Source organism: Pseudoalteromonas sp. '520P1 No. 423' (assembly GCF_001269985.1).
Lineage (GTDB): Bacteria > Pseudomonadota > Gammaproteobacteria > Enterobacterales > Alteromonadaceae > Pseudoalteromonas.
In genome coordinates this window covers 2,594,518-2,606,863 of the sequence record NZ_BBZB01000001.1, presented here as the reverse complement: position 1 = coordinate 2,606,863, position 12,346 = coordinate 2,594,518, and the positions used below count along the sequence as shown (strand labels likewise).

Below are 12,346 nucleotides of genomic sequence, written 5' to 3'. Positions count from 1 at the left end.
TCGATTACTCAAAAAAATAATAAACACTATAGCCAACTATAAAGGCGGGTACTGTAGAGTATATAGTTGCCATAAATGCAGCCTTAGGCGCTAATGCGATAGCAGGGAAGAGTGCATCACCATCATTTGATATAGCGTTGGCAATCAAAGCAGAAAATGGGATCACACCTTGAATATAAAGCGTTGTTACAACTATTTGCGGACCACAACCTGGTAGCAATCCAATTAACAAGCCGATTAATGGTCCTAGTACTGCATAATTCATAAACCAAGCTTTTAAATCTAATCCTAAAAATAGCCTAGTTAATTCGTACAAAACAAAAGCAGCAACCACCCAAGCAGTGACAAAATGAGTATCTTGCATTACTCGGTTTAATCGAGAGGGTTTATTTTGTAAATCATCTTCAGCTGTTAACTCTTGATAAGTCTCACCTTTAGAAGTAAATGCCCAAAGCGAAACAACAATTAAAGCACAAACAGCACCAAAGAAAATATTTGCTTCATTTAACTTGTATGACATAGCACTAAAATCAAATTGAAAAGCAAGCATGAGTGCAATTATCAAGCTTGGTATGAAAACGATGCGCCAAAATACTCTACCGGCATATTTTATCGGGGTATCTTGAATTGTTGGTTGATTTTTTGGTATAGAATCAGCCTCTGGTGCAAGGTAATCTACTTCGTGAATTTTATTTACAATATAGCCAGATATTGAACCAACGATTAAACCGGTGGATAATACTATCATGCCATCAAATGGACGAGTCGCAAGTAGTAAAAATGCAGCATCACCCATAGTCGCGGTTAAAACAGCTACTACAGAGCCAAAGCTTGCTTGTCGTTTGGTAAATTGTGTAACAACTATAATAGCACCACCACAACCCGGCAAGGCACCTAATACTGCACTAATAGGTACTTCTAAATTAGGCGCATGTCTGCGTACATAGGTAAGTTCTAATTGAGGGAATTTATCTACGAGGTAATAATATAAAAATAGCGTACCTGCTACAAAAATTGATACTTGTAAAAAAGCATCTGATAACGATTGTAAAACGATTTCTTGTGTAGCAGGTGTCAATAAAAATGCGAACAATGCCAAAGGCAGTAAAGCACGTTTGTTAAATAATATTTTTGAAATATTATAGGTGTTTGAATATAACGTCGAATTAAAAAACATAAAGTACAACCTCATTATAGGAGGTTGTACTTTAAAGTTAATTTAAATGCAAATCAATATCATTTGCATTTATTTTCTTTGGAATTCGGATTTAGTATCCCATTTTGGCCAATCTTTTTGTTCTGATAAATCAAAGCCTACATGATAGAACAATTTCAAATCTTGAACTGCTCCTGATAAATCCCAGCCTTTTCTGTAATGGTCACATGCTTGGTGGTAACAACCACGCAATATTAGACCCATACGTTTTCTGTATTTCGCTGTAGCATCATCAATTGGTAAGGTACCGCCACCAGCGTACATAGCCGGTACACCCATGCTAGCAAAAGCAAAATGATCAGAGCGGTAGTAACCACCTGAAGATGGTTTTGGATCACCACCTATTGTACGGTTTTGCTTTGTTGCAGCAACAGCAAGCATATCGTCTAGTTCAGATTTTCCGATACCAACAACACTGACATCTTTTACTCTTCCTAAAAGGTTTAAACTATCCATATTGATGTTAGCGACAGTACTTTTTGGAGAAATAACAGGATTAGCAGCATAGTACTTAGAACCTAATAAACCTTGTTCTTCAGCTGTCAAAGCTAAAAATGTGATAGAACGTTTAGGGTTCTTAGGTAATGAAGCAAACGCTTCAGCTACTTCAATCATGCCAGCTGTACCAGTCGCATTATCATGAGCACCGTTATATATTTTATCGCCTTTTTTAGTTGGATCTGTACCTAAGTGATCCCAATGTGCAGAATAGATAATATGCTCATCTGCTTTGTCACTACCAGGCAAAGTAGCGATAAAGTTATTAGAGATAGACTTTTTAATTGTATTTTTTACGCTTACACTTGCTGTTAAATCGCCTAAATCAGCATGATGTGAAGATTTTGCTGCAAGTTGCTTTTGTTTACCGAAGTCTAAACCCGCTTTTTTGAAAATTTCAATCGCGACATCGTTTGTGATCCAGCCTTCAACTGCAACACGGTCCATATTATTATTTTCTTTTTGGAAACCGAATTGCGGGCCTGTCCAAGAGTTTTCAACAACAGACCAAGGGTATGATGCTGGAGCCGTTTCATGCACTATGATTGCACCTGCAGCACCTTGACGACTAGCTTCTTCATATTTATAAGTCCAACGACCATAATATGTCATTGCATCGCCTGTAAATAATTCAGGATCTTTTGTTGCAAAACCAGGATCGTTTACGAGAATAACGACTGTTTTACCCTTAACATCTAAATCTTTGTAATCATTCCAGTTATATTCTGGTGCATTTACGCCGTAACCTACAAAAACAAGCTCTGAATTTTCAATTACTTCAAATTCACTGATACGCGATGAACCCATTACCATTTCTTTTTTATATTGGTATGTTTTATCGCCAATCGTTAAGCCCATTTCAGGTGATGCTTCAAGAGATACTAAAGGGACTTTTTGTAAAAAACTGTCACCATTACCTGGTTGGTAACCTAACTCTTTAAAATGTTTAGTTAGGTAAGCTAAAGTCAGTTTTTCACCTTCAGTTGAAGGGCCTCGGCCACCAAATTCATCGGATGCAAAAGCTTTAATATGCGTTGTTAGCTGTTCGCTATTAATTGTGTTATATGCTGATTCAAAATCGGTTTTATTTAATGCTGTAGTTGCACAGCCAGCCAGTACCAATGTACTTAGTAGGCTTAAACTAAGAAGTTTTTTCATTTTGCTCTCTTATTAAGGTGGAGATTAAAGTAAATCAATGAGTAGATTATCAGAAGTTGACATGAATAAAATCTGGTTTTATGTAAATTTTCGTTAAAGTATCAAATATTAAAGACTAAACAATGGCGGGATTTCCTGTTAATGGTAATAAAAGTGATGGTAAGTCAAAATGGGAATTGTATTTACCATTAGGAATGCCAATTTCAAGACAAAAATCATTGACATTATTACATTATCCTCCATATGTAGCAATGCAAACTGCTGACTATTTAGAAAACATGACATTAAATCGTTGGCAACAAGTTTTAGAATGTGTAGGTATAAATGAATCTGAAATTGACCTTTATAAGGCTTGTTTAGATGTTAATCCAATTGCAGCTCCAGGCTCTGGTGAAAGTGAATATGAAAACGACTATTTCCCAGTGATGCTATCTTCAGTATTTTTTGATAATGAAGAAAAATCGAATTATATTCGCAATATGCTTCAGCTACAGTTAAATCCAGAACATAATAAAGATAATCCTTATACTTTACCTTTATTGATTTGTGGTTCAGCATTATATGATCCGCAAGCACCTGCCTGGTTTAGAGTAAGATTCAAAGATCAACTACCAGTTAATAGTGATGGCGTACCTCAAGTTAATATTTTACAAGCGGGTAGTATTAAATTGTTTGAACACAGTGAAAAAGAAACCCCATATATGATAGCAAATCATATGATTGCAGCTGGTGTTACAGGAAAATGTAGTAACAACCCTGCAACAATTCCTGATATAAGAAAATATGAAGCACAAGATTTAGTTGCAGCCACTTTCTTAAAAATCTGTGGTGATAATCCAGGTATCACACCTGAAGAAGCAAAAGCACAAGCTTGTAAGAGATGGTTTAATAATGAAACTGGAGAAGGCGCACCTGATCCACAAAAAGCTGAAGATCAGCTAACTATATGTGCTTTAGCTCAAATGGACTTATTCTTTGATAGTAAAAATATAAAGCCCGTTTATACATGGGAGCAAGCTAAGGAACGCTGTAAATCTGCGGATAATGATGATAATCCGTGTAAATGTCCTATTGCACCTTAGCTCTAATATTAAAAAGTCAGGATGCTCCTGACTTTTATCCTGTTAAATTGATTTAGGTTTGAAGTGCTTCTAATTGATCTATTATTATAACAAATTTGTTGCCAAAAGTTGTTAGTTAGTATTCAACTCTAGGTTGTACTTCGTTAAAGTCTTGTAAAGTTTGAACCGGGTTCAAAGTTTTCCAACCATGATCATCCATTAGGGGAAGAAATATTAGTATTGGAAGGTGTATTTTCAGACGAGTTAAGTGATTATCATGCTGGTACATACTTTAGAAATCCACAAGGATTTATTCATAGTCCATTTAGTAAACAGGTCTATACTTTACTTGTTAAACTACATCAATTTAAAAAAATGATAACAAACACATTAATTTTTATACAAATACGCCATCATGGTTACAAGGCTGTGGTAACTTAAAAGTTATGCCTTTGCATGAGTTTGAAGGAGAATCTACAGCACTGGTTTATTGGCCAAAAGGAGAGCACTTTGTTCAACATACACATTTTTCAGGAGAAGAAATATATGTAATAAGCGGTGAGTTTATTGATAAAAAAGGTCGCTATCCTGCGGGTAGTTGGATCAGAAACCCGCATATGAGTGTTCATAATCCTTATGTTGAACAAGATTCAATTATTTTAGTAAAAGTAGGGCATTTATAAATTAAAAGCACATTTGTTCATTTTTACTGAATAATTTAAATCCGCTAGGTGTTAATTGATAATAATTTAAATCATTATGTTGTATGGGTAGTTGTCTAATAAGTTTTTCATTAACTAAAAATTGAATGATTTGATTGTGAAAATCAAGCTGTTCAGTTGTTGAGACTACATCTTTATTAATATCACTAAAAGCAATCGTTTTGCTAAAAGGGTAAGCAATGCTTAGCTCAATTAAGATTGATTTACAAAAAGCATTAAAGTCTAAGTTGTCCATTAAGGGCTAATTATTCCTTTAGTAATAAAAACGATATTAATAAGTAGGGCAAGTATTTAACAGAAATTCTTTACATAGTGAGTTGCTAACTTGCTCGAATCCTATAATAATCATGAACTCTAAAAATAACAAAGAAAATTATTATGTTAATAACAATGTTTATGATGGTACTACTGACGTTTATTGTAGGAATAATAACAGTAACAGTTAGAATTAAAAATGTTAAAAAAGGTAAGATGAGTCGTAAATATTTTAGACTTATGCAAGGAGATGATTTACCTGACTTAGTGACTAAGACAACCCGTAATTTTAATAATCAGTTTGAGTTACCAGTATTATTTTATGTTGTATGTACGCTATTTATATCGTTAAACATACGAAGTGAATTTGCACTATATACCGCAATTGTTTTTGTAATATCTCGTTATCTTCATGCAGTAATTCATATTAGTTATAATAATGTGATGCATCGAATGATAAGTTTTTTTATCGGTTTTATCTGTATATTAGCCATGTGGGTTAATCTATTAATTATACAAAGTTAGGCTGTCAGACCAAGTAATACCATTTGATATATCCATTACACCACTTGCTTTAACAACGTTATCGGCGTCATAAAGCAAGTAAGGTGTTTTGGTCAAATCGACACCGTCTAAATAATAAAAATGACAAGATGAATAAAACGTTCTTGCTTGATGAATAAATACTTTATAACCTGCTTCTTGAAAGCTTTGGAAATAAGAACTTGTAACACCCGTTCTGTTGCTGCTACCTCTTGAGGCATTCCACTTGTAAGTAACATATTGGAAATATATCACTACCTACAGAAGTTGCAGCATTAGAGTTGAGATCTAAAAACTTAGGTAGGGCTATAATTGCTAATACAGCTAAAATAACAATAACAATAACAATAACAATGACAATGACAATGATAAGTTCTAATAAGGTAAAACCAGAAAGTTTATTTGTTTTATTGGCGTATAAATCTCGATGCAATTTTTGTTTATATTAAAATAGATCGAGATTATAAAACGTAATCAATTGTTACCAGTAGCAGCTAAATTTAATGTCATTGGAATATCTAAAATACCTTTATGTGTGCGTACTTCTGAAATAGATTTAAATCAAAGTTTTAAATAAACTGATTGCCAAAAAAATACTAATCTTTGCTAAAGTAAACCGATACTAAGCCACTCACTAAAAAAACAATACTGATTGTATATAACAATAAATTACTGGTTTATTTTCAAAAGCCAGTAATATAGCAATTCCAAACCAGGTAAATGTAGTGATATGCCAAGCAAATCTTAAAGTATTTTTTGTGAAATCATCACTGCCATAAAGGTGGGGAATATTCGTTCTTTTAAACAGTCTGGTTAAAATATATTTTTCACCTAAATATGAATGTGCTATGCCTAAAAGTAATAAGATGATGGCAGAAAAATCTAAAAGCACAAAGTAAGTCCTGTTGTTTATTGATTGTTAACAGATAAAATAACTGTATTTGATACCGAAAGTGAGTATTTTTAGCAGCATAAGACTTAAGTAATGAAATGGGGTTACTGCCACCAGCAGATGTAGATAATCCAATTGTAAAAGCTGGGTTATGGCCAAGCAGTAAACCTGAATAGGAGTCATTAGCACATAATAGTAAATTAACAAGTGCAGGTGGGATCTTGCCGTCCCATTCCGGTTCAACAATAACCACAGCATCACACGAATATAATTGACTTAAAACAGAGTCTTTATCGTTTTGTAGTTGGGTATTATTGTCTCGCTCATAGCCATAATGGTCCAATAAAAAATGGTAAGTGTTTTGTAACAATTTCCGTAAAACATTCAGATTAATATTTAATATTGTAAATCTCATTCGTCATCTCCGAGTTGTTTTTATCGGAGATCTTTTGTGAGTAGTTTATAGATTATAAAAGATAGATTCCCGATAAGGGACTTCGGGAATGACATCGGCAGTATTTCGGAGATGTTATGAAAACTCAGTTTTAATTTATAAGATTGTCCTCTTCGAGTTGTTTTATTGGAGGTTTTGTTTGATATTTTCATGGATAATATAACCTAGCTCCACAAAAACATATATAAAATTATGCGATGAAAATTGTAGGGGATGTCGAATTGAGTGTTTAGTTTAGGGTAGTGGAAGTGTGCTTAGAAAAAGTATCTAAGCACACATTATTTTGGAGTCTAAGTTATTTAAATTTATCAGCCAATAAACCAATAGTCAGTGCGTAACTATTTGCACAGTTATAACGTAAAATAGTGCGGTAGTTATCATATGTTAAGAATGCTTGGCCTTTTTCACCATCAGGTAAAATAAGCGTGGCTTTTAAGTTTACATCCGGTAAATTTTTAAGATTTAAACGGCGTATACCGTAATCATTCCACTCTTTAAGAGATAGTTTATCTGTATGAGTTCTTAAAGCGCGGCAACCTTTTTCTGGTTTATCTGCTTTTACAGTTTTTAACCAAGTACTTGCATTATCAGGTAAAGTGACTTCACGGCCCCAAGTTTGGTTATTATTCCAGCCAAAGTGTTTTAAGTAATTTGCGATAGATGCAAATACGTCAGCATGGTTACCCCAAATATCTTTTTTACCATCACCGTCAAAATCTTGTGCAAAACGCAAGAAGCTAGATGGCATAAATTGACCTTGACCCATAGCACCACTCCAAGAACCTTTCATATCTTTAAGTGCGATATGTCCTTCATCTAAAATGATTAAAGCATTAAATAGCTCTTTTCTGAAATAGGCTGCGCGGCGTTTATCATAAGCTAACGTAGCGAGTGAACGAATAATATCGTTCTTACCCATGTAATTTCCGTAGTTAGTTTCTAATCCCCAAAATGACAAAATAAATCGTGGTTGAACACCATACGCTTCACCAACTTCTTTAAGTAATGCGCCATGCTCTTTTTGCATTTTAGCGCCTGTTTTTAGCCGCCACTGAGATAAACGCTTTTCACTATAATTTTTAAATGTGCGTTTAAATTCAGGTTGTGCACGGTCACTTTTAATGGCTTTAGGGTAAAGTTTTAAATCGGTTAATGCCGCTTCAATCGTTTCATCTGTAATACCTTTTTTCTTGGCTTCTGCTCGAAGTTCTACTAACCATTGATCAAATAGTGGTACAGGGTCTTTTGCTTTTGCATCAAAATTGATGGCTGTATTTATCGAAAGTGACAAAAGTCCAATCGAAAGAATTTTAGAAATTTTCATAAAAAATGCCTTAAAAGTTAAATCAAATGACAATTGGCAATTATCATTTTTAAAAAAGTAAATTACTGGCCTAGTAGTAAAGCTTCAGCTTGCTGGGTTGTTAACTTGAGATGTTGCCAAAGTTTCTCTACTCTGGCTAATCTTTTACGTTCAACGGGTGCGGCCATCCAAAAACTGCGTATTATATTAATATCATTTTCTAATACTGGCACTAAGTTTTCTGATTTTGATGCTAAAAAACAAGGTAATATTGCTAAACCTAGGCCGTTTTCAACTGCTTTATACTGCGCGATAACACTGGTACTTCTAAAAACGGGTTTTACTTTTTCTAAGTATCTGTCTAAATAACACAGTTGATCACTAAATATTAAGTCATCAACATATCCTATCATTGCATGATTTGAAAGTTGAGATAAACAGCTCATACCACCGTGTTGCGCTAAGTATTCTTTACTGGCATACATTTTTAAGCGGTAGTCACAGAGTTTAGTCACAACAAGAGATTTATTTTCCGGCTTTTCTACGGTAACGGCCAAATCTGCTTCATATTGCGTTAGTTTAACCAAACGTTGTAAAGGAAGTAGATCTATTGATATTTGTTTATGTTGAAGATGAAAAGATGTTAATTGCTCAGTAATAAAGTAGCTACCAAATGCATCTGTGGTACCAATTCTGATATTGCCTTTATCTTCAAGGTTTTTGCCTTGCAAAATATCAAGGGTCGCCACCGTTTTTTTCTCAATATCTAATGCTGTGGTTAGTAATTCGTGACCGTGCTCAGTTAATTGATGGCCTGTTACACTGCGATCAAAAAGTTGTGTGCCTAATTCATTTTCTAATTTATGAATTCGCCTAGAAACCGTAGAAGGGTCAATATTTAATCGCTTTGAGGCCATGGTTAAAGTTTCACTTCTAGCAACTTCCAAAAAGACTTTTAGGTCATCCCAATTCATATTTTTATTTATATAGTTTAGTTCCTTGCATATATGCAAGGCTGCCTTGCACTGAGGTCTCTTGTCAAGGATATTTATACCCTCTATGCTATTTAAAATCATTTTTTACAATTTAATCATAAATTATAAAAAAAATAGAGATAAAGATAAGGAAAGACCATGTCTATACGCCGCGTTCCGATGATCCTAAATGGTGAAAAAATTGAATCTACGTCAGGTAACTGGGTAGATGTTTTAAATCCAGCTACACAAGAAGTTGTTGCACAAGTTCCTTTTGCAACACTTGATGAAGTTGATGCTGCGATTGAAAATGCACATGAAGCATTTCAAACCTGGAAACTGGTACCTATGGGCCAACGTATGCGTATTATGCTTAAGCTTCAAAACTTAATTCGCGAAAATACGACTAAACTAGCTGAAATGATTACTTTAGAGCACGGTAAAACATTACCAGATGCTGAAGGTGAAGTTGCACGTGGTTTAGAAGTGGTTGAGCATGCTTGTTCAATTACATCACTTCAATTAGGCGAAATGGCAAATAATGTTGCAGGTAATGTAGATGTTCATACATTACAAAAACCATTAGGTGTAGGTGCAGGTATCACTGCATTTAACTTCCCAATCATGCTTCCTTGTTTTATGTTTCCTTTAGCATTAGCAACAGGTAATACATTTGTATTGAAACCTTCTGAACAAGATCCTTCTTCTTCTGTATTTTTAGTTGAGCTTGCATTAGAAGCCGGAATTCCACCAGGCGTACTTAATGTAGTTCACGGTGGCCCTGAAGTTGCAAACCGTTTATGTGATCATCCATTAATTAAAGCAGTATCATTTATCGGCTCTACTCATGTTGGTAAACATGTTTATGAACGTGCAAGTGCACACGGAAAACGTGCACAATCTATGGTTGGCGCAAAAAATCACGCTATCGTAATGCCGGATTGTGATAAAGACCAAGCAATAAATAATATTTTAGGCGCAGCATACGGTGCGGCAGGCCAGCGTTGTATGGCAAACTCTGTTGTAATTTTAGTTGGTGAAACACGCAACTGGATTGACGAAATTGCAAGTCGAAGTCATGAGATGAAAATCGGCCCAGGATCAGACCGCTCTGCTGACTTAGGGCCAGTAGTAAATCCTCAAGCTAAACAACGTATTGTTAATCTTATTAATTCTGGTGTTGAGCAAGGTGCAACACTATTAGTTGATGGTCGTGATTGTGTTGTTAAAGGTTACGAAAAAGGTAACTTTGTCGGCCCAACTATGTTTACTGATGTAACAACTGATATGGACATTTATACTCAAGAGATTTTTGGTCCAGCATTATTAATATTACAGGCAGATACATTTGAAGATGCTGTTAAGTTTATTAATGATAATCCATTTGGTAATGGTGCTTCTATCTTTACAAATTCAGGATACTACGCACGTCGCTTTGAAAATGAAGCAGATGCGGGTCAGTTAGGTATCAACTTACCAATTCCTGTTCCAGTAGCATACTTTAGTTTCACAGGTTCTCGTGGTTCTAAATTAGGTGACTTAGGTCCTAATGGTAAACAAGCGATCTCTTTCTGGACACAAACTAAAACAGTTTCTACTCGTTGGTTCGCTCCTGATCACCAAGCAGGCGAAGTAAATACCACTATTTCTATGAAGTAAATATGCCTTGAGGCTTGAACGTGCAAACCTATGTTCGCATTAACTCATGCCACTAAGCCGGTGAAGTGAATGCAACTATTTCTATGAAATAAATAGTCTTTGGTATTAGTAAAAAACTAATAATGCTACTCATTGAGAGTGGCATTTTTTGTGATGTATTATAAGAAATTGCACTACAAGCCGCGACCGAATCGAACAAAAGTGTGCGTTAGCAACTGTTGGGCAGATTCTTTTGGTAAACATTCACAATACAAATCATCAACAATGTTTTCTACAACTATATATTTTTCTTTTGATACTCACTTCATATTATCTAATGCTACTTCAACTTGGCAATTAACAACACCATTATTTTTTTGTATATAAAACAAGCATGCCCGTAAACTTAATTTGATCTTCCTTTAAATCGAATTTGGTCATTAAACCCTGCTTAATATTGGTAAGAAATTCGTCTCCTTTTAATGTTTTATCAGATTCAAATACCCGAATACTAAAGCCGGTCTGTTTACCATCCACCATTACTTGGAAAGCAACTTCCATTTTTTCAGCATCAACAACTTTTATTTGTTGCCCTTTAAACTTTTCAATTTGTAACACCTTAAGGAAAGCGTTTCATTGAAATTAAAAGTAAAGGCCCCATATTTATAAATGATATTTAACTATGAGGTACCTATGAAGCGCGTTGTTTTATTTTTAGTCACAAACTTAGCTGTTATGCTAGTTTTATGCATTGTTCTATCAATTTTAATGTCAGTATTTGGCATTGATAATCGCAGTTTAGGTGGGATCTTAATGATCGCAGCTGTATTCGGTTTTGGTGGATCTTTTATTTCTTTATTTATGTCAAAGTGGATGGCAAAAAAATCAACTGGGGCTCATGTTATTGAGCAGCCACGAAATGAAACCGAAAAATGGTTAGTTGATACAGTCGCTTCACAAGCTCAAAAAGCAGGCATTAAAATGCCTGAAGTTGCAATTTACGATAGCCCTGATATGAATGCATTTGCCACAGGTCCAAGTAAAAACAATTCATTAATTGCTGTAAGCACAGGGTTATTGCAAAGTATGAATCAAGATCAAGCAGAAGCGGTACTGGCTCATGAAGTATCTCATGTTGCTGGTGGCGATATGGTTACTTTGACTTTGATCCAAGGTGTCGTTAATACATTTGTAATATTTATGGCAAAAGTTTTAGCGGGTATTGTTGATAACTTTTTATCATCAGATGAAGAAGAGCAATCGGGTCATTCTTGGACTTACTTTATTTTAGATATGGTTTTCCAAATGATATTTGGTATTTTAGCAAGTGTTATTGTGGCTTACTTTAGTCGTAAGCGTGAGTTTGTAGCTGATGCCGGTGCTGCTAAATTAGTGGGTGCTGATAAAATGCGCTCTGCACTTGAAAGATTGCAATCAAATCACCCATCACAGTTACAAGGTTCAATGATGGCGTTTGGAATCGCTTCAGGTAAAGGCATGAGCGAGTATTTTTCATCTCATCCACCACTTGAAGACCGTATTGCTGCATTAAAATAATTTAGTAAGATTAATAATTAAAAAGCGCTGCTCTTGCATGAAGGCAGTGCTTTTTGTATTTTAAAGAAACAAGAA

Annotated in this window: 14 protein-coding genes and 1 pseudogene; 6 read left to right on the top strand and 9 right to left on the bottom strand. The window is 34.8% G+C overall.

The features are described from left to right. Nucleotides 1-4: 4 nt before the first annotated feature. Nucleotides 5-1,177: a putative manganese transporter gene (locus tag PSA_RS11860; RefSeq protein WP_042144285.1), complete on the bottom strand. Its 1,173-nt coding sequence runs from the start codon at nucleotides 1,175-1,177 to the stop codon at nucleotides 5-7. 69 nt (nucleotides 1,178-1,246) lie between these two features. Beyond that, on the bottom strand, nucleotides 1,247-2,872 hold the full coding sequence (locus tag PSA_RS11855; protein ID WP_042144286.1) for a M28 family metallopeptidase: 1,626 nt from the start codon (nucleotides 2,870-2,872) through the stop codon (nucleotides 1,247-1,249). Nucleotides 2,873-2,994: 122 nt separating this feature from the next. Here PSA_RS11855 and PSA_RS11850 point away from each other — a divergent pair, with 122 nt between their 5' ends. From PSA_RS11850 to PSA_RS26310, 3 genes and pseudogenes are all read left to right on the top strand, one after another. Next, a complete protein-coding gene (locus tag PSA_RS11850) occupies nucleotides 2,995-3,954 on the top strand; it encodes a hypothetical protein (RefSeq protein ID WP_042144287.1) in 960 nt (319 codons plus the stop codon). Between the two features lie 207 nt (nucleotides 3,955-4,161). After that, nucleotides 4,162-4,374, top strand: a pseudogene (locus tag PSA_RS26315) (cupin domain-containing protein); the annotation flags it as partial. 5 nt (nucleotides 4,375-4,379) lie between these two features. Next, nucleotides 4,380-4,616, top strand: coding sequence for a cupin domain-containing protein (locus PSA_RS26310; protein WP_052379909.1), 237 nt, complete (start codon nucleotides 4,380-4,382; stop codon nucleotides 4,614-4,616). 1 nt (nucleotide 4,617) lies between these two features. Here the strand turns inward: PSA_RS26310 and PSA_RS11840 are convergent, their stop codons facing one another. After that, nucleotides 4,618-4,890 carry a hypothetical protein gene (locus tag PSA_RS11840; protein ID WP_042144288.1) on the bottom strand — a complete coding sequence of 91 codons (273 nt, stop codon included), beginning with the start codon at nucleotides 4,888-4,890 and terminating at the stop codon, nucleotides 4,618-4,620. Nucleotides 4,891-5,033: 143 nt separating this feature from the next. Between PSA_RS11840 and PSA_RS11835 the strand changes: the two genes are divergently transcribed. Continuing rightward, nucleotides 5,034-5,435, top strand: a complete 402-nt coding sequence (locus PSA_RS11835) for an MAPEG family protein (RefSeq protein ID WP_042144289.1) — start codon at nucleotides 5,034-5,036, stop codon at nucleotides 5,433-5,435. Here the strand turns inward: PSA_RS11835 and PSA_RS25870 are convergent. From PSA_RS25870 to PSA_RS11815, 5 genes are all read right to left on the bottom strand, one after another. After that, nucleotides 5,418-5,708, bottom strand: a complete 291-nt coding sequence (locus tag PSA_RS25870) for a hypothetical protein (RefSeq protein ID WP_059364912.1) — start codon at nucleotides 5,706-5,708, stop codon at nucleotides 5,418-5,420. The two genes, PSA_RS11835 and PSA_RS25870, sit on opposite strands and share 18 nt — an antisense overlap. Further along, entirely contained in the window at nucleotides 5,659-5,886 is a 228-nt protein-coding gene (locus PSA_RS24570; protein WP_082305713.1) for a prepilin-type N-terminal cleavage/methylation domain-containing protein, read from the bottom strand. The genes PSA_RS25870 and PSA_RS24570 overlap by 50 nt, the downstream gene beginning before the upstream one ends. A gap of 394 nt (nucleotides 5,887-6,280) precedes the next feature. Next, nucleotides 6,281-6,760 (bottom strand): NAD(P)H-dependent oxidoreductase, encoded by a 480-nt coding sequence (locus tag PSA_RS25255; RefSeq protein ID WP_127924090.1) that lies wholly within the window; start codon nucleotides 6,758-6,760, stop codon nucleotides 6,281-6,283. Nucleotides 6,761-7,094: 334 nt separating this feature from the next. Next, nucleotides 7,095-8,123, bottom strand: a complete 1,029-nt coding sequence (locus PSA_RS11820; RefSeq protein WP_042144290.1) for a lytic transglycosylase domain-containing protein — start codon at nucleotides 8,121-8,123, stop codon at nucleotides 7,095-7,097. 62 nt (nucleotides 8,124-8,185) lie between these two features. After that, complete coding sequence (locus PSA_RS11815) at nucleotides 8,186-9,076, bottom strand: LysR family transcriptional regulator (RefSeq protein ID WP_042144291.1); 891 nt, start codon at nucleotides 9,074-9,076, stop codon at nucleotides 8,186-8,188. Between the two features lie 165 nt (nucleotides 9,077-9,241). Between PSA_RS11815 and PSA_RS11810 the strand changes: the two genes are divergently transcribed. After that, nucleotides 9,242-10,735 carry a CoA-acylating methylmalonate-semialdehyde dehydrogenase gene (locus PSA_RS11810; protein WP_231665361.1) on the top strand — a complete coding sequence of 498 codons (1,494 nt, stop codon included), beginning with the start codon at nucleotides 9,242-9,244 and terminating at the stop codon, nucleotides 10,733-10,735. 348 nt (nucleotides 10,736-11,083) lie between these two features. On the opposite strand, the gene PSA_RS11805 is transcribed toward PSA_RS11810, so the two are convergent. After that, the gene (locus PSA_RS11805; RefSeq protein WP_042144297.1) at nucleotides 11,084-11,332 is read right to left on the bottom strand and encodes a hypothetical protein; all 249 of its coding nucleotides are present in this window, start codon (nucleotides 11,330-11,332) and stop codon (nucleotides 11,084-11,086) included. A gap of 75 nt (nucleotides 11,333-11,407) precedes the next feature. On the opposite strand from PSA_RS11805, the gene htpX reads away from it, so the two are divergent. Continuing rightward, on the top strand, nucleotides 11,408-12,271 hold the full coding sequence (gene htpX, locus PSA_RS11800) for a protease HtpX (RefSeq protein ID WP_042144298.1): 864 nt from the start codon (nucleotides 11,408-11,410) through the stop codon (nucleotides 12,269-12,271). Nucleotides 12,272-12,346: the final 75 nt, after the last annotated feature.